Raw genomic sequence first — 17,275 nt, forward strand, 5'->3', positions numbered from 1 at the left:
CCGGCTGTTGCACCTATGGGCTTCAGCGCGCAGATGCCCGCCCGGCCCGCCGCCGAACGCGACGAGGACGCGATCACCGCATGGCAGGAGGCGACCTGGCAGGAGGTAAAACGCTTCGGGCGGCGACCGGCGCGTTCGTCTGCTTCGAGGACGAAGCGGGCGTGACCGGTCGGCCGCCCAAGGGCCGCACCTGGGGCCGACGCGGCAAGACCCCGAGGGTCAAGGTGTCCGGCCGCAGCCGGGGACGGCTCTCGGTGGCCGGGCTGCTGTGCTTCCGGCCGGGCCTGCCCGCCCGTCTGTGCTACCGGCTGCGTCGGCATACCGGCCGCAAGGGAGAACGTCGCTCGCTGGGCGAGACGGACTACATCCGCCTGTTGGATGGTGCCCACCAACTGCTCAAGGCCCCGCTGATCGTGGTCTGGGACCGGCTGAGCACCCACATCTCCAAGGCGATGAAGGCGCTCGTGGCCGAGCGGGACTGGCTGACGGTGGTCCTGCTGCCCGGGTACGCGCCCGACCTCAACCCGGTGGAGGGCCTGTGGGCGCACATCAAGCGGAGCCTGGCCAACCTGGCCGCCCGCACCCTCAGCGAGTTGGAGACTCTGCTCCGCAGACGGCTCAAGGCGCTGCAGTACCGGCACGGCATCCTCGGCGGGTTCCTCGCCGGGACGGGCCTCGCCCTCGACAGACCGGACGGACCCTAATACGCCGAGGTCAGTATGCTGGCCCGCGGATCGGGCAGGCTTGTGGACCTGCCCGGTAGTGCCCGATACCGATGTGGGGCCATGATCTTCGAGGCTCGCGCCAAAGTGGCTGGCTAAAGTCGCGGAGCCGACCGCCCCAGCCACGAGGTGTTCTGACCCTCGATCCACCGCGCGATAGCCGGTCTGCCGACGATGAAATGAGAAGAGGTGTCACGGCCGCGGCCGCGGGTGACGGCAATGAGGACGGCGGCGACGACGGCCGACAGCACGGCGCCATAGACAATCTGAACCCAACCGATCACGACGTAGGAGCCAGCGCGGTCGCGTTCAGAGCCGGGCGCAGCGCCTTGGCCAGGGTGACGCCGTCGCCAGTGGCCCAGAAGTGCATGTAGAACACGCGCGGTTGGTCGTTCAAGGCGTGGTTGTGGAGTTCGACGATGTCGATGCCTCCCTTGCGCAGCGCGCGGATGACCTTCTGTACCTCGGGTGCGGCCATGACGAAGTCGCCGTTGATGGCGGCCCTGTTGCCGCCCAGCGGCTGGAAGTTGATGCCGGTGGTGATGCCGAGGGCGGACGGCAACACGTGCATGCCGTCGGTGACGGTGTTCTTACGGGGGATGGAGAACTTGTAGATGCCGCCGTCGGCGGTGCCCTTGCGGCCGATCGCCTTGTCGATGCCGGCGGTGTCCAGGTCGATGGGCGGCTGGGTGGCCGGGGGCGGCGAGGCGGGCGGGATGGCGGTGGCCGCGAGCGCGGACTTCAGGCCCTTGGCGAGAGCGACCGGGTTGCCCATGGCGTGGACGTGGGTCCACCAGATCGCCGGGGACTGCTGGAGGAGGTGCTTGTGCAGCGCGGTCTGCTCGATTCCGGCGGTCTGCAGGGCGTCGGTGACCTTGGGCAGTTCGTCCTCGGTGATGACCAGGTCGCCCATGAGCATGGTTCCGTCGTGGTACTTGGCGAAGGTGGCGTAGCCGCCGAGCGCGAGGCCCGGCTTGATGGTGATGCCCTGGGTGGTGACGGCGAGGTCCTTGCGGGGCAGCGGGACGCGGTAGACGGTGCCCTTCATCAGGGTGCCGGTGCGGCCGAGGGCGGCGGCGAGCGACTTCCAGTCCGCCGCAGTCGTCTGGAGGGGCTGCTGGGCCTGTCCGTGCATGGCGGTCTGCGCCGCGACTGCCTGCGGATCGCTGCCCGCGGCGCCGCCCCTCGTCTCGGCACCGCAGCCCACGAGCAGGCCGGAGCCCGCCACCAGAAGGAGTGCGGCCGCCGTACCGGCGAGCGGCTTCATATGCGAACGGGGTGACATGACCACTCCTCGTCGAGGTCTCGTCGATGGTGCCTGTGTGGCCAGACAAACCGCCGCTGATGAAGCCGGCATGAAGAGCACCACCATCCGGGTGACTTCATGCCGGCTTCATCAGCCGCCAGGATCGTTGGGCCGAACGGCGTACAACAGAGGCAGAAGGAAGACGCGGATGCGGATCCTGGTGGTCGAGGACGAACCCAAGATGCGAGGCCTGTTGCGCCGGGCCTTGGCCGAAGAGGGCTACGCCGTCGACACGGCCGCCGACGGACCCCAGGCACTCGCCCTGACGGACGTGGCCGCCTTCGATGCGATGGTGCTGGACGTGATGCTGCCCGGCCTCGACGGCTTCGAGGTCTGCGCCGCGCTACGCCGACGCGGCACCTGGCTGCCGGTTCTGATACTCACCGCCAAGGACGCCGTCGCCGACCGCGTACGCGGCCTGGACGGCGGAGCCGACGACTACCTCACCAAGCCGTTCAGCCTGGAAGAACTCTTCTCCCGGCTACGAGTACTGATTCGCCGTGGCCCCTTTGAACGCCCGGCCATCCTCACCGGCGGCGACCTGTGTCTGGACCCGGCCACACGGACCGTACGACGCGGCGAGGAAGAGATCGCCCTGACCGGCAAGGAGTACGCGCTCCTGGAGGCGCTGTTGCGCCGCCCCGGCACCGTGCTGACCCGCGCCATGCTCGTGGAACACTGCTGGGACCTGGGCACCAGCCCCGGCTCCAACGTGGTCGACGCCCACATCAAGGCACTCCGCGCCAAGATCGACCGGCCCTACGGCACCCAGGCCGTCGAAACCGTCCGCGGCGCTGGCTACCGCATCCGCCCGGACGGCGGCCGCACCACCGCCAGCACGTCATGAACCGCATCCCGCTCCGCATCCGCCTCACCGCGATCTTCGCCGCGGTGATGGCGCTGGTCCTGGCCGGCGCCGGCTACGTCACCCTCAGTCGCTTCCGCGAGGCCCAGAGCGAGTACGGCACCGCCACCGGCATCGCCCGCCACGCACAACAGGAAGCCCTCGACGACCTGGCTCGCGAACTGGTCACCGCCCTGCCCATCGTGTTCGTGCTGGCGACCATCGGCGCCTATCTGCTGGCCGCCGCCGCCCTGCGCCCCGTGGAACGCATGCGCATGCAGGCTGCCTCCGTCACCGAGGACACGCCCGGCCACCGACTCGACGTACCGCCCAGCCGCGACGAGATCGCCCGCCTCGCCACCACCCTCAACGACATGCTCTCCCGGCTCCAGACGGCCCTGGACCGCGAACGACACTTCGTCGCCGACGCCGGCCACGAACTGCGCACCCCACTCAGCCTGCTGCGCACCGAACTCGAACTCGCCCTGCGCCACCCTCGCGACGCCGCCGAGCTGCACGCCGCACTCGTCTCCGCCCTCGAGGAGACCGTACGACTCGTCCAGCTCACCGAGGACCTGCTGCTCCTGGCCCGCACCGACCGCCGTCAGGACACCTCCTCGATCGAGGCAGCCACGATTCCCGACCTCCAACCGGTACTGCGGCGCGCGGCCACCCGCCTCCGCAACGGCGCACCCAACACGACCGTCACCATCGACTGCCCCACCGGCCTCACTGCCGCGGTCTCCGCTGACCGGCTGGACCGCGCCGTCACGAACCTGATCCGCAACGCCCAGCAGCACGGGCACGCCCCCATCGAAGTGACCGCCCGTCACGATGACGGACAGATCCGTATAGAGGTACGTGACCACGGCCCCGGCTTCCCGCCTGACTTCCTGCCTCCCGCCTTCGACCGCTTCACCCAGGCCGACGCAGCCCGGACCACCACCGGGACCGGACTCGGCCTGGCCATCACCGCCGCCATCGCCCGCGCCGCCGGCGGCAGCCACGGTGCCGCCAACCACCCCGACGGCGGCGCCGTCGTCTGGGTCACCCTCCCGGCGAGATAGCCGGAGGGGCCCGATATCGCTCCGTCCGGGTACGGCCCGCAACCATCGCACAGGAGCGGGAGTCGCCGACCGCCAAAGCTGGTGAGTACCGAGAGGCCGACCGCAGGGAAATCCGGGCGAGCCGCCTGTTTACGGATCCTGCCCCCGGTGGGGTCATGTGATAGCCGATGATGGGCGAGCCATGACCGCGCTCCATAGGACAACCCGCGACGCGCCGCTGCCCGTCCTGAGGGCGGCGGTGTTCGCGGTCGTGGGGACCGTACTCGGGGTCAGTGCTCACCACCTGGCTGCCGAAGGGCCGATGCCGTGGCGGCAAGGTGCGGCAGCGGCCACGGTGCTGCTTGGCGTGGGGCTCGCCGGAACGCAGCGTCCCCGCTCACTGGCCACGGTGGTTTCAGCATGCTGTGCAGCGCAACTGGCACTGCATCTGTGGCTGACGTTCGCGCACGCGCACGGTGCGACAGTCATGGTGATGCCCCGTCACGTGTCTCCCCAGAACCTTCATGGGGCCTGGCACGAGCGGCTGCAGGCCTCGACGGCGATGACGGCCGTGCACGCCGTCGCAGCCGTGCTCGTTGCTGTCCTACTGCACCGCGCGGACACCGTGTGCTGGTCACTGGCGCACGGCCTGACCACCGCGATCGACGCCATGCGGAGCGGGATCACGGCAGTCCGCGCGTTGCTGAGCGAGGGCCCGGCTCCCACCGGGGCCGGGATGCCGATGCTCGTCCGCGCCTGGCTGGAACGGCCGCCCCTTACCGGGGCGGTGCTCGCCGACGTGGTGGTACGGAGGGGTCCTCCCCAAGCAGGGCTCACCTTCGCCATCTGAACCTGACCTCGCCGGGAAGGCCGTGCAGCCGCCCCGCGTTCCACCACCTCTGGAGACACCCGTGTTCCATGCGTCAAACAAGCACGCCACCAACCGCCGCCTGACTCTGGTGACTGCGGTAACCGTCACCGCCGTTCTTCTCACCGCTGGTCCGGCCTCCGCCCACGTCGAAGTCGAGTCGGAGCAAGCCCAGGCCCTCGCCGAGAACGTGACCATCCACTTCGAGGCCGAGTCTGAATCCGACAGCGCCGGCATCACCAAGTTGCGTGTGGTCCTGCCCGAAGGCATCGCGCCCTCCGACGTGCAGTACAGCGAAGGGCCCAGGGGCTGGAAGTTCACTGCCGCAGACGACGGCTACACCGTCGAGGGCCCCGCCTTGAAGGCAGGCGTCAACGCCGAGTACTCGATCGTCGTCAAGCAGCTCCCCGATGCGAAGGAGCTGCCGTTCAAGACACTGCAGACCTACAGCGACGGACACACCGACCGCTGGATCGAACTGGACGAGAACGGCGAGAACCCGGCACCCACCCTCAAGCTCAAGGCCGCCGCCCCCGACGCCAAGCCGGCCAACCCGTCGCCGAGCGCGACCGCATCCACATCCCCTTCCGCCGCTCCGGAGGAGACCCAGCCCTCGGCATCTCCCACGCCCCAGGCCCGGGAAAAGGACGACGATGGCGGACTGCCGACGGGGGCCTGGGTCGGCATCGGAGCGGCGATTGTGATCGCAGTAGCGGCGGGCGGTTACGCCGTTCGACGCCGCTCCAGCGCCCAGCAGTAGACGGGAGGGTCCCTTCACTCCGCAGTCAGCCGCGGAGTGAAGGGACCTGGGCCGGCCATCCAGTCAGCCGGTCCCCTGACAGATGCCATCAAGCGACCAGCCCGCGAGCCGGAGCAGCTCGGCCACGCTGTCGGTTCCCGAAGCCGCAGGTCGTGGGCCAGACCTCTGCTCTGAGCTGAACGCCGCGTCACCTCACCCCGGGGACCGGAACCGGCCTGGCCGCCAGGTGCCCGGCACGGTGCAGTCGCACGATCAGCCCCGCGCAGGCGAACCCGGTGACGGCCAGCGACACCCACGGCAGCCATCGGATCCCCGTGTCGAACAGGGCGCCCACGGCCAGGTTGCCCAGCGAGATCGCGATGCCGGAGGCGGTGTTGTAGGCGCCGTAGTACGTCGCGACGAGCCGGTCGCCGGAGAGCCGTACGACGGTGTCCATCTCGAAGGGGTAGAGCAGCGCTCCGCCCCAGGCCAGGAGCGCGGTGCACAGGATGAGGGCGATGACGCCCGCCGCGAGGCCGAGAGCCCCTGAGTACGGGCCCGGAAGCAGGGGCATGAACGCCGCCCCCATCACTACCAGGCCGTATGCGATGGCCTGCGGCCCGGCCAGGGTCCGCTTCGCCCATGCGGTCAGCTTCAGCTGCCCGGACAGTGCGGCCAGCGCGGAGACCGCGAAGACCGCGCCGGTGACCAGACCGGTCCGCTCGCCGAAGAGGTCACGGGCCTTCAGCGGCAGGGCGAGGTAGACCTGGAAGGCCAGGATGTACGAGCTGGTCATCGCGGCGGCGAAGAGCAGGAACGGCCGGTTGGCGACGACGGTGCGCCAGTCGGCGGCCGCCGCTCGCCAGGCGGGCTCGGCGCTGCGGTCGGCCGGGGGGCGGGTAGGCAGCGCACGGGCCTGGAGGAGGGCCAGGGCGCCGAAGATGAACGCGGCGACCGCGCACACCGCGCGGAAGTCCCAGGTCAGCAGGGCGAGTCCGGCGAGGGGGCCGATGAGGATGCCCGCCTGGTAGAAGACGTTGAAGGCGGCGAAGGCTTCCACGCGCCGTTCCTCGCCCGCGTCGGCGGCCAGGTAGGCGCGGACGGCCGGATCGAACAACGCCCCGGCAAGACCTGTCAGCGCCGAGGCGCAGATCAGGGCGGGCAGTGAACCGGCCAGCGCCAGCAGCCCGAAGGCCACCGTGCGCATCACGCACCCGATCAGGTCATGGGCTTGTAGCCGTAGCGGTCGGCAAGGGTGCCACCGATGAGGAACATGCCCTGCTGGGAGAGGTTGCGGACGCCCAGCACCAGGCCGACCGCCCAGGCGGCGAGACCGAGGCCGTGGGCGAGGTGGTCGGCCAGGTAGGGCATGAGCATGTAGAAGCCGAGGCTGATGGCGAACTGGTTGACCATCAGCAGCTGTGCCGGCCGGTCGAAGGAGGCCACCTGGGCCCGCAGGCCCCTCATCGGACGCCCGCCTTGGCCACGTCACGCCCGAGTGGATCACGGACCTGGCTGCACCGGGTCCAGCTCGTGACCACGCACTCGTTCGACTCGGCGATCTCGTCGGGCTCCTCCGGCGGTTCCTGGCCCAGGAGTTCATGCTCGTGGCACCAGGCGTCGTTGTAGACGGTCTCCAGATAGTGGCCGTCGGGGAAGAACGCTGCGATCCGGGTGCCGACTGGGAACGTACGCGCGACCCATCCGGCGACGAGCGCGACTGCTCCGACGCTCCAGCCGCCGGACGCGTAGTGGCGCAGTGCCAGCGGGCGGCAGGACCAGACCGCCTCGGCCGGAGCCACCCAGTGGAGCTCGGCGAAGGCGGCGTAGTCGACGTTTTCGGGGTGGATGCTGGAGCCGAGTCCCCGCATGAGCCGGGGTCGGGCGGCCCGAAAATGGTGGAGCCGACCGCGTCCACCCCGATCAGTCTCAGGTCGGGGAGCGACTCGCGCAGTCCGGCCGCGACGCCGGCCGAGTGACCGCCGGTGCCGACGGCCGCCACCAGGACGTCGATGCGACCGAGTTGGGCGATGAGTTCGGCGGCGAGCGGCCGGTAGGCGGCCACGTTGTCGGGATTGTGGTACTGGTCCGGGCAGTAGGCGCCAGGGGTGCGGGCCAGCAGTTCGGCACACGCGCGCGGCGGGCCTCTTGCCAGCCGCCTTCCGGATGCGGGGCGGCAACCTGGTCGACGGGCGCACCGAGCGCGGTGAGCAGTCGGATCATGGAGGGTTCCATGCCCGGGTCGGTGACGACGGTCACCGGGTGACCGTACGTCAGCCCGGCCATGACGAGACCCAGGCCGAGGGTGCCGCTGGAGGACTCGACAATCGGCGCGCCGGGCGCGAGGTCCCCGCGCCGCCGTGCTTCAGCGATCATGTAGAGGCCGGGGCGGTCCTTGATGCCGCCGGGGTTCGTTCCCTCCAGCTTGGCGTAGAAGCCGCGGCCGGAAGGGGCAAAGGGTTCGTCCACCCACAAGACAGGGGTGTTGCCCACGAGCTGGGCCGGGCGACGGGCGATCACGGGGAGCGGGGCGTGCGCCCCCAGGGCTTCGAGCAGGGACAGATGCATGTGCGTACGACTCCTTCGCACCCCGCGACGTGGCAGGGCGCACTGCAGACGGATCATGGGCGCGCGAGCACGCCTCGACTCCGAGCCACGAGGGGCCCGGGCCGGGGGTGCGGACGCGCCTATTGCCGCCAGATGCAGTGGAGGGTCAGGGTGAAACAGCCGCCCGGAGGGTCGCGGGCATCCCTTGGACGAGCACCGGAGGCCGGCCCTGCGACGAAGTCCGCCCTCTCGATCCGGAGCGGTGGGATCCCGTCGTGACCGGGCTCGCCGACCACATCCTCAAGGGTGACACGCGGCCGGTCTGCGGCATGGTCGATGTGGCCGCCCGGAGGTGTGCTCATGCCAGGGAGCCGGCGCGATGCTGGTCCTTTCGTCGCCACCCGCGGGGGGAGGTGCAGGGACGGCCGCGGCAGTACTCATATGCGGACCCGCGAAAGAGGTGCTGTGCGCACCAGCGAGATGGGCGACGATCAGCACGACGAGACCGAGCAGCACGCCAAGACGGCCTGAATGCCCGACTCGCCTCGCCGCTCTGGCCCGCATTCCGATCACATACGTAAAGTATTCGATCAGCTACGGAAGCATCTCGACTGGGCGTGACCCTTTGCTGCGGACGGCCGATCGTACAAATGGACGCCTTCCGGCGCTTCCTCACCGCCGCCCGCGCACCCATGGGGATGCGCGGGGCCGGGGCGTCACGCCGCATGATGCTGCAATGCGGCGTGGGCGCCGGTGCTGATGGGCGACCGATCCAAGCGCGTGCGCACGGCGCCGACATCGAGAACGCCGTCAGCCTCGCGCGACGCGGCCGGCGTCCTTGAGGACCATCAGGATGGCGACCGTGATCAGCAGGCCGACGATCGGGTCCGCCTGGCTCTAGGGGGGCAGGGCGAACGACCTGCGGCGGATTCCCGGTGCCGGGGCACGTCTTGTGGTGGACAGAACAGCTGCCCTACGTCTCCGCCTGCGACCGCGATGCGCAGACCAAGAGTCACGCCCATGAGGAGTCCTACACGGTGCGGCTGGAGTACTCCCCGGCCTGCGGCGCCGCCTGGGCCGAGGTCCAGGCGCGGGGTGTCGGCCGCTCGGGTCATCTCCGTTCGGTCGGGGCCCCACGAGTTGTCTGCGGGCTCTTCATTCAGACGGCTGGGCCAGCCCGATGCTCCCCGTGACATCGCCCCAAAAGGTGGAAGCCTGCGCCATAGTGGACGGCAAGCTGGCGTGCACCGGCCTGGGCGCGCAACCGCCGGAGGGGCATTGAGAGAGACCTGGCCGATGGACTCCACGCACGTCGGAGATCACCAGCCGCCGGCACCCATATATCATTCCGCGGCCTCAATGCCGACCGACCGTCGCAGGGCGGCTTTGGAGAGCCGGGCCCCACCGGCACCGGACGGTTCGCTGGAACAAACTGCCCCCGGCCCTCCATCCGGCGCCACCACGTCGGAAGGGTCGCCGCTGCTGCCGACTTGCCGCCCACCGAGACGGTTGGCGCGAGCGCACGGGAATCGGCACGCTGCTGCTCCCGCTTTATGCCCCGGAAGAGCCGCGGGCTCTCGCCGCGCGGCCAACTCAACAAGACAAACACCGATGCCCGCCCTAGAAACGCGCACCCGCTGTAGGTGAGAAAGCGCGCGACAGCGAAGAGCGTGACCGCCGCGCCGTTACTGGACGTACTCTCAGGCACCACGGTCTGTGTGACCGAAGCGCCCTCAACGCCCCGCCCAGCACCAGCGTCGATCGGTACAGGCAGCAAGACAGCCAGACGTGTTGCCGGTGAAGCTCTCCGCCAGGTCCACCAGCGCTTCGCCCACGCGGTCGCCGACCTGCTCCGGCGTGGCCAGGGCGCCGATGACATCCGCGACGACGTCGAGCCGCTACCGCTGCTTGGTGGCCGGTTTCGCTCCTGGCGGGCCGCTCCTAGCAGGAGGCCCCTGCCCTGGCCTCCGAGGTGGCACCGCCGCCGTCTCACTTGATGTGCCGCGCGGGCCGGGTGGCGATGTGAAGCAGGTGCTCGAGGGGGCCACGTCGGAACCGGCGAGTCCACGCGGTTGCCAGGAGCGTGGCAGCCGCGATGAAGCCTGCGAGTACGGGCAGCGCGGACATGGTCTCGTCCTCGATCGCGGCCACATGCCAGACATCGGTGAAGAACCAGAGGGCGACGATGTGCAGGACGTAGACGGTCAGCGCCGTCATGCCGACCGCTGCGACCGGTGTGGCGAGGTGTGTGAGGCGCGGCATCCTGTGGGCGCCGGTCAGGCACGCGGCCACCACCACGAGCGCGACGCCCGTGTTGCCAAGGATGGAGAAGGTGGTCTGGCTGTGCGGCGCGGCCACCAGCAGCCAGGCGAGCGGGGTATGACCCTCGGGTTCACCGACGGTGTCGGACCACCACGCCGACGCAGTAGAACCGCCGTCCGTGGCGGCCGCCACGGCGGTGAGGGCGCTCGGGACCAGGCGCAGGACCAGCCAGGAGCCGCCGTAGCCGAGCAGAGTGAGCGCCGCACCGGTGAGGGCCAGTCGGGATCGGATGCCGGGCCGAGTGAGGTCGAGCCGGGCCACCGCCATGCCCGCGATCAGGAACGGCATCCAGGTAAGAGCCGGGTACTTCCCAGTGAACGACAGTTCGATGATGCCGTCCGTACCGCTGATCCGGGCCAGCGGGTCCCGAGCGGCGATGGCGTCCGCCCAGTTCCCGTCCTCGATCGAATTCCTTATGGCGTAGAGCGCCTGGGGCAGGATCAGCGCGCTTGCGGCGGCGACGAGCGCGAGCGTCCCTGCCCGCAACCGGTATAGCGGGAGCACGGTCAGGAAGAGCAGCCCGTAGAAACTCAGGATCACGTCCACGGGGGTGTCCAGGGCAGTCAGGGCGTAGCCGAGCGCCACCAGGACGACGGCGCGGATCACGATCCTGGCCACCGCCTGCCGGCCGGAGCGTCCGGTCCGGGGATGCGGACGACCGGTGATGATGGCCAGCGAGAAGCCGGCGAGCAGCGCGAACAGGGCGGAGGAGCGGCCCCGCGCCGTCTCCAGCAGAAACCCCACCGGCCCGCCCACCGTCACGTCGGGTCCGACGTGGGCGGAGTACATGCCAAAGACCGCGAGCCCGCGGGCAAGATCGATACCGATCAGCCGCCCCGTCGACGGCGTCACCTCGAAGGCGGTGGTGCCGGCGGAGGAGCGATTCGGCTCGAGCTCACGTGACCCCTCTGTCAGCAGCGCCGCCGATGTGTTCTGTGTCATGCCTTCAGGGTTCACCGAGCACCCGCCCCAGCCACCCCGGCGGCTTTCCGGAAGCACCCCGCCGACCGGCCGAAGCCACCCCCGTCGACCGGCTGGAACCGCGCCGCCAACCAGCGCGACACGCATCGGGCCTGCCTGCGGACCGCTCCCGTGCGTGGTACGGATCGAACCGGACATGCAACGAGCGGAGCGCACGTGATCCGGGTGCTGGTGGTCGACGACGAAGCGCTGGTCCGCATGGGCTTCACACACATTCTCAATACGGCGGACGACATCGAGGTCGTTGCGGCGGTCCCCGGCGGCCAGGCCGTCCGGACGGTGCGGGAGCTACGCCCTGACGTCGTCCTGCTGGACATCCGGATGCCGGACGTGGACGGGCTCACCATCCTGACCAACCTTCGCCGTATTCCCGACCCTCCCGTGGTGGCCATGCTCACCACCTTCGGCACCGACGAATACGTGACAACCGCTCTGCGCTCGGGCGCCGCCGGATTTCTGCTCAAGGACACCGACCCCGAGCATCTTCCCTACCTTGTACGAACCCTGGCTGAAGGCGGGACCGTGCTGTCGTCCAAGGTCACCCGCACGGTGGTGGACGGCTACCTCGACAAGGGCGCACGCGAGCCCTCCGCCATCCGCCTCGTCGCCCGGCTGACCGAGCGCGAGCGTGCCGTCCTCGTGTTCACGGCCGAAGGACTCGCCAACACCGACATCGGCGAACGAATGCACCTGAGCACCGGCACCGTCAAAGGTCATGTGAGCGCCGTATTCAGCAAACTGCAGGTCAGCAGCCGCGTCCAGGCGGCCTTGATCGCCGAGCGCGCGGGCCTGCTCGCGCCACCGCAAGACGGGGTCATCTGATGAACGCCCGCCAACCGCCTGCTCCGCTGCTGGACGCCGTCCTCGTCGTGGCCGCGTTGGCGGACGCGTGGGTCAACGTCGACGTCGAGGAGCAAACGGCCATGGCCTGCGCGCTACTCGCCGCCTTCGCCCTCACGGTGCGTCGCCACCTGCCACTGACAACCTTCGTACTCACGCTCCCCACCGCCGTGGTCACCGACGCGGTATTCGCCACCATGGCGGCGCTGTACACGCTCTCCTCACTCAGCCGCCACCGCGTCCTGCTGGTCGGATGCGCCCTGACCTACGCGATCACCGACTTCCTGCCCTGGCCGTGGTCGTCCCTGAAGACCACCGAGCTGGACCAGACCGGCGGCCTGGTGCACCTCGTCCTCATCCTGAACGAAGCACATGCTCGACAGGTCCTTGCGGCGTACCAGCAGCACCACAACGAACGCCGTCCCCACCAGGCCCGCAACCAGCTACCACCAGAGGCCCACGAACAGCCCGCGGCAACAGACATCGGCACCCGCAGACTGCAGCGCACCCGGATCCTCGGCGGCATCATCAACGAGTACCGATACGCCGCAGCATGACCTGCAGCGACGACTTTTCGAGCGGCACACCCTCACGTGAGCCTCGGCCACGTGGGCGATCGCGGCCTTCGCGTCGCGGGCGATACCTGGACCGACAGCCGTGCACGCGGAGGAACCGCTCGCTGAGGCGCAGGTAGAGCGGACAGACGGCGCCATGGTCGTAACTCTGCTTTCTTCACGCCTTGACTTAACACCAATGAAATTGCTTGTATCCAACCTGTCGGTGAGGCGGGAGGGGGCGATGCAGTGGCTGTCGCCACGTCAGGACGTGTAGCCGTGAACGCTTTCCGGGCGCCCCTACTGCGGCAACAGGCTCCCCGACTGGCGGTTCCGAAGCGGAGCCGCGCGCCGTCGCCGAGCGAGGTGCACGCCGTAACGACCAGCACTCTCGTGCCGTTGCCGGAACGGACCACGCGCCACCGACTTGGAACGGCACCCATCCACCGACACTTCCCAGACTCCAGGAGAAACTGTGAGACGTTCTCTCACCGCGATCGTCGCCATCGTGGTCACGACACTGACCCCACTAGCCGGCACGGGTCCCGCGCACGCGGACCGCGCCGGCGGTGAACCGGCCGGGCACGGCCGGGTGGTGACCGGCACCTACTCCACCGGCGCCGCACAGGCGTGGCGGCCGCTGCCGAGTGTCCGCATTGGCGACGACACGGGCTCCCCCACCGATGACACCGTGGTCGTCGATCCGAGTACCCCCCGGCAGAAATACGCGGGCATCGGCTTCTCCCTGGACGAGACGAGCGTCTCCAATCTGTGGAAGCTCACCCCCGCCAAGCGCGAGCAGGCCATCCGGCTGCTGGTCGACCCGAAGAACGGCGCAGGTCTTGACCGGTTCAGGTTGACCATCGGCAGCCCCGACCTCATCGAGCATCTCCCGTTCTGGTCCGAGGACGACCTTCCCGCCGGCGTCACGGAGGACTTCGGCCTCAAGCACTTCTCCATCCAGCGGGACATCGACCTTCACATCGTCGACACCATCAAGCTGATTCAGCTCTACAACCCGAAGGCCACGTTCTTCGCCTCCGCGTGGAGCGCACCGGCCTGGATGAAGACGAACAACCGGTTCACCGGCGAGGTCGCGCTCAAGCCCGGAAGCACGACGGACTACTACCAGGTCGGCAAGTTGCGCGACGACTGCATCGATGTGTTCGCGCGGTACTACGTCAAGTTCGTCCAGGCCTACGCCAGGCACGGAATAGGCGTCGACGCCCTGACGCTGCTGAACGAGCCGGGCATGGACGTGGTCTACCCGGCCATGGACATCAGCGTCGCCCAGCAGCAGAAGCTGGCTCTCGCGATCAAACGTGAATTCCGGACTGCCCGGTTGAACACCCAGCTCTACGTGCACGACTTCAACTTCTGGGACTGGCGGGATCCCAACAGCACGGCCACCAAGAACTACCACCGCATCTTCGACGACGCCCCCGACGGCTCCGTGACCGGCAAGCAGGTACAGAACGCGGCGGACGCCATCGCCTTCCACCCCTATTGGGGGGACCCGCGCGTGATGCGCGACGCGTACGAACAGACCGGAAAGCCGGTGCACCTCACGGAGACGAGCGACCTCTCGCCCTCGACCATCCTCAGCGACTTCCGCCTGGATGCCGGCTCCTACATCCTGTGGGCCCAGACCACGGATCAGGACGGCGGGACACTGCACTGGACACCCGCCCGGGACAACAACGTCGACTGGGAGAAGATCGCCGCCACCACCAAGTGGCCCAACCGGCTGGTCACGGTGAACACGGCGACCAAGGGTTTCACCGTCCGCGACGAGCTCTACGAGATGGGGCAGTTCGCCAAATACCTCTCCCCCGGTGACGTGCGTCTGGAATCCAGCGCCGCGGAACACGGCGTCAGCAACGTGGTCTTCCGCTCCGGTACCGACGAGTTCGTCGCCGTCCTCGGCAACAGCAACAGCACCGACAGCAAGGTCCGGATCGTCGTCGCCGGCCAGTCGTTCGTGGTGACCGTTCCGGCGAACTCCTTCGCCAGCTACCGGTGGAAGGGCCACGCTCCCTCAGGCCAAGACAACCACGCCCCGGTCCTCAGCCGGATCGCCGATGTAGTCGCCGACCAGTACAGCACCGTACGCATTCAGTTGCAGGCCTCCGACCGCGACGGGGACCGGCTGTCCTACTACGCCAGCGAACTGCCGGACGGCGTCAGCGTCGACCCGGTGACCGGCCTGGTCACGATCCACCCGACCACCGCAGGCGAGCAGGACATGACCTTCTACGCCACCGACGGCAGGGCGCGCGACCAGGTGACCGTCCACCTGACCGTGCGGCCGCACGCCGTCCCGGTGGGTGAGAAGATCGAGGCGGAGGGCTACGCCGATGAACACGGCTGGGCCGCGGACGGCAGCAACTTCATTGAGAGCAACCCTGCTGCCAGCGGAGGCAGGAACGTGGGCTGGACGGCCGCCGGAAACTGGCTGAAGTACCGTGTCGAGGTGCCACAGGCGGGCACCTACGATCTCGAACTGCGGGTCGCCAACGGCACCGGAACCACCGCACCGAACGCCCTGTCCCTGCGCGACGAGAGCGGCGCCACACTGGCAACGGTGTCGGTTCCTGCCACGGGCGGCTGGGGAACGTACCAGTCCCTGCACGTGCCCGTCACTCTCGCAGCCGGGGAACAGACACTCACCGTCTACTGCGAAACCAGCGGCTTCAACCTCGACTTCCTACGCCTCACTCGGTAGCCGTCGGTTCTCCGGCAGCCCGGGTGCCGCTGCGACGGCCCCACGACCGCTGCACGTCACGTCAGCGGGTGGGGACGATGGCGGCATCCGGTGCTGCAAGGAGGCCTGCTGAGCTCCGAGAAAGTGCGGTGCGCAGATTGCGACGATCATTTACTACACCGCAAAGAACCGCACGCCCAGCGTCCGGGCGGCGCGGGATGCCGAGCTGAAGCGCTCATCCGCCACGACATCGGCATTCCGGTGTACGGACCGCTCGCGCACGGCCAGCCCATCGCCGCGCCCTGCTCCGTCACGCCACGGTCACCTCGAGGCCGATGCGCCCAGGATGCGCTGCCGACAGCACGGTGTGGTGGCTCAAGCGGTGCCCCGGGCGCGGCATGGCGCCGGGCACACGCTGGCCTTCGACCAGCAGGTCGCCTGGATGGCCGCCGAGTGCTCCAAGTCGGCCCTCGCGCAGTTGATGCGCGTGTCGTGGCGGACGGTCGGGGCAGTCGTGGCCAAGTTCGTGGCCGACCGGGACGCCGGGGTGGACCGGCTTGCCGGGCTGCGCCGGATCCGGATCGATGAGATCAGCTACCGCAAGGGGCAGCGGTACATGACGGTGGTGGTCGACCACGACACGCGGCTGGTGGTGTGGATGGCCGACGGCCACGGCAAGCAGGTGCTGCAAGCCTCTTCGATGCTCTTGGCACCGAGCGGGCCGCGAAGCTCGACCACCCCGGGGAAGATCAATGGGTGCGGGGTACCAGGCCGGTCAAATCGATAGCGATGTCGTAGGGGACAGAAACGGTCAGCCGTTCGCGGTGGATGCCGGTGGCGACGTAGGCTCGGGTGGTCTCGTCCAGCTCGTAGGTATGTACGACTGGCAATCCCTTTTCATCTTCCACGCGCCAGTAGAACGGGATCCCGGCCTGCGCATATTTGAACGGTTTTAGTACCCGGTCCCGTCCGGCTGACTCTTCGGAAACCACTTCGACGACAAGGCTGACTTCTTCCGGCAGGTAGCGCGTGCGGTCGGGCTCGAAGGGCACGCGCACAGCAAGGACGTCAGACTCGGGGTCGGTTGATCTTGTCAAGTTTGATCGTCATCTCACGGTCGACGTCGAAGCCCTCAGGGGCCTGCTGGCGCAGGGTGACCGTCACGTTCTCGACGACCCGGGAGTGCCAGGACCGCTGGGGGGACATCATGAAGATCAGGGCTCCGTCGATCAGCTCGGTGTGGCGCGGCAGGTCGGGGACCTGGTCGAGATCGTCGGCCTCCCACCCGCTGGGCCTGGGAGGCTGCATCCAGGGAGGCAGTGCATCCCATGCTGGGGTGCTCATCATGTGCTCCTTGCGTTCGGGCTCGAGCCCTACCGTAGCGGAGGGGAATCGGTGTTTCCTCCGGTTGTGCTCGCGGCGGTCTCCGCCGGCTCGGGCCTGGGTGAACTGACCAGCCGGCCGCTGGTCGGGCTTGGTGATTCTGAACCCAGGCGATGTGTTCTTCGGACAGACCTATGGTGATCTGTTCGGGACACCCTCACGATCGCGACGGTCGCCGCCCAGCCGCGCCGGCGGCCGCGGTTGGTCTTGGGCCTGTCCTCGAACTATGCAAGCGAACATGATCGCTCGTGCGGGGATTTCCCGGATGTGACTACTAACCTCCATTCTTCAGCAGCCGTGAGTGCATGACCGGGGCGTCGGTTTGCCCTGTTTGTTCCGCGTGATCGCGGGCGGGGCCTTCGCGTGTCGCTGCGGCTGCGCCGGGGTTCCACGGCACCCGGAGGGCGTGCAGGTCTGCT

The 17,275-nt window shown here is 68.9% G+C and carries 12 protein-coding genes and 4 pseudogenes; 11 read left to right on the forward strand and 5 right to left on the reverse strand.

Annotated elements, in window-relative coordinates:
• The first annotated feature begins 15 nt into the window (after positions 1-15).
• Both AB0N14_RS37720 and AB0N14_RS37725 read left to right on the forward strand, forming a co-directional pair.
• Complete coding sequence (locus AB0N14_RS37720; protein WP_366030245.1) at positions 16-165, forward strand: winged helix-turn-helix domain-containing protein; 150 nt, start codon at positions 16-18, stop codon at positions 163-165.
• Positions 162-704 (forward strand): transposase, encoded by a 543-nt coding sequence (locus AB0N14_RS37725; protein ID WP_366030234.1) that lies wholly within the window; start codon positions 162-164, stop codon positions 702-704. Before AB0N14_RS37720 ends, AB0N14_RS37725 begins: the two co-directional genes overlap by 4 nt.
• Positions 705-1,002: 298 nt before the next feature.
• Here the strand turns inward: AB0N14_RS37725 and AB0N14_RS37730 are convergent, their stop codons facing one another.
• Positions 1,003-2,007: a DUF1259 domain-containing protein gene (locus AB0N14_RS37730; protein ID WP_366030235.1), complete on the reverse strand. Its 1,005-nt coding sequence runs from the start codon at positions 2,005-2,007 to the stop codon at positions 1,003-1,005.
• Between the two features lie 169 nt (positions 2,008-2,176).
• Here AB0N14_RS37730 and AB0N14_RS37735 point away from each other — a divergent pair, with 169 nt between their 5' ends.
• The 4 genes from AB0N14_RS37735 (at position 2,177) to AB0N14_RS37750 (ending at position 5,546) form a co-directional block, all read left to right on the forward strand.
• Positions 2,177-2,875: a response regulator transcription factor gene (locus tag AB0N14_RS37735; protein WP_366030236.1), complete on the forward strand. Its 699-nt coding sequence runs from the start codon at positions 2,177-2,179 to the stop codon at positions 2,873-2,875.
• Entirely contained in the window at positions 2,872-3,939 is a 1,068-nt protein-coding gene (locus tag AB0N14_RS37740; RefSeq protein WP_366030237.1) for an ATP-binding protein, read from the forward strand. Before AB0N14_RS37735 ends, AB0N14_RS37740 begins: the two co-directional genes overlap by 4 nt.
• Before the next feature lie 472 nt (positions 3,940-4,411).
• Complete coding sequence (locus AB0N14_RS37745) at positions 4,412-4,768, forward strand: hypothetical protein (RefSeq protein ID WP_366030238.1); 357 nt, start codon at positions 4,412-4,414, stop codon at positions 4,766-4,768.
• 61 nt (positions 4,769-4,829) lie between these two features.
• On the forward strand, positions 4,830-5,546 hold the full coding sequence (locus AB0N14_RS37750; RefSeq protein ID WP_366030239.1) for a DUF1775 domain-containing protein: 717 nt from the start codon (positions 4,830-4,832) through the stop codon (positions 5,544-5,546).
• 187 nt (positions 5,547-5,733) lie between these two features.
• Here the strand turns inward: AB0N14_RS37750 and AB0N14_RS37755 are convergent.
• A pseudogene (locus tag AB0N14_RS37755) lies at positions 5,734-6,992 on the reverse strand (MFS transporter).
• Positions 6,989-8,093: pseudogene (locus AB0N14_RS37760) on the reverse strand (pyridoxal-phosphate dependent enzyme). The pseudogenes AB0N14_RS37755 and AB0N14_RS37760 overlap by 4 nt, the downstream one beginning before the upstream one ends.
• 914 nt (positions 8,094-9,007) lie before the next feature.
• On the opposite strand from AB0N14_RS37760, the gene AB0N14_RS37765 reads away from it, so the two are divergent.
• A complete protein-coding gene (locus AB0N14_RS37765; protein ID WP_366030240.1) occupies positions 9,008-9,265 on the forward strand; it encodes a DUF2690 domain-containing protein in 258 nt (85 codons plus the stop codon).
• Between the two features lie 796 nt (positions 9,266-10,061).
• Here AB0N14_RS37765 and AB0N14_RS37770 read toward each other — a convergent pair.
• On the reverse strand, positions 10,062-11,336 hold the full coding sequence (locus AB0N14_RS37770; protein ID WP_366030241.1) for a DUF418 domain-containing protein: 1,275 nt from the start codon (positions 11,334-11,336) through the stop codon (positions 10,062-10,064).
• 195 nt (positions 11,337-11,531) lie between these two features.
• Between AB0N14_RS37770 and AB0N14_RS37775 the strand changes: the two genes are divergently transcribed.
• From AB0N14_RS37775 to AB0N14_RS37790, 4 genes and pseudogenes are all read left to right on the forward strand, one after another.
• A complete protein-coding gene (locus AB0N14_RS37775) occupies positions 11,532-12,197 on the forward strand; it encodes a response regulator transcription factor (RefSeq protein WP_366030242.1) in 666 nt (221 codons plus the stop codon).
• The gene (locus tag AB0N14_RS37780; protein WP_366030243.1) at positions 12,197-12,772 is read left to right on the forward strand and encodes a hypothetical protein; all 576 of its coding nucleotides are present in this window, start codon (positions 12,197-12,199) and stop codon (positions 12,770-12,772) included. Before AB0N14_RS37775 ends, AB0N14_RS37780 begins: the two co-directional genes overlap by 1 nt.
• A 472-nt stretch (positions 12,773-13,244) precedes the next feature.
• The gene (locus AB0N14_RS37785) at positions 13,245-15,494 is read left to right on the forward strand and encodes a carbohydrate-binding protein (protein WP_366030244.1); all 2,250 of its coding nucleotides are present in this window, start codon (positions 13,245-13,247) and stop codon (positions 15,492-15,494) included.
• Positions 15,495-15,795: 301 nt separating this feature from the next.
• Positions 15,796-16,211 (forward strand): annotated as a pseudogene (locus AB0N14_RS37790) (helix-turn-helix domain-containing protein); the annotation flags it as partial.
• An 11-nt stretch (positions 16,212-16,222) separates the two neighbouring features.
• Here AB0N14_RS37790 and AB0N14_RS37795 read toward each other — a convergent pair.
• Positions 16,223-16,817: pseudogene (locus AB0N14_RS37795) on the reverse strand (Uma2 family endonuclease).
• Between the last annotated feature and the right edge of the window lie 458 nt (positions 16,818-17,275).

This window comes from Streptomyces sp. NPDC051104, from assembly GCF_040682835.1.
GTDB classification, from domain to species: domain Bacteria; phylum Actinomycetota; class Actinomycetes; order Streptomycetales; family Streptomycetaceae; genus Streptomyces; species Streptomyces cynarae.

Bases quoted from the DNA above. Each gene is read 5' to 3' on its own strand.
- AB0N14_RS37735 (WP_366030236.1), top strand. From the start codon at position 2,177: ATGCGGATCCTGGTGGTCGAGGACGAACCCAAGATGCGAGGCCTGTTG.
- AB0N14_RS37745 (WP_366030238.1), top strand. From the start codon at position 4,412: ATGCCCCGTCACGTGTCTCCCCAGAACCTTCATGGGGCCTGGCACGAG.
- AB0N14_RS37780 (WP_366030243.1), top strand. From the start codon at position 12,197: ATGAACGCCCGCCAACCGCCTGCTCCGCTGCTGGACGCCGTCCTCGTC.
- AB0N14_RS37720 (WP_366030245.1), top strand. From the start codon at position 16: ATGGGCTTCAGCGCGCAGATGCCCGCCCGGCCCGCCGCCGAACGCGAC.
- AB0N14_RS37770 (WP_366030241.1), bottom strand. From the start codon at position 11,336: ATGACACAGAACACATCGGCGGCGCTGCTGACAGAGGGGTCACGTGAG.
- AB0N14_RS37730 (WP_366030235.1), bottom strand. From the start codon at position 2,007: ATGTCACCCCGTTCGCATATGAAGCCGCTCGCCGGTACGGCGGCCGCA.
- AB0N14_RS37740 (WP_366030237.1), top strand. From the start codon at position 2,872: ATGAACCGCATCCCGCTCCGCATCCGCCTCACCGCGATCTTCGCCGCG.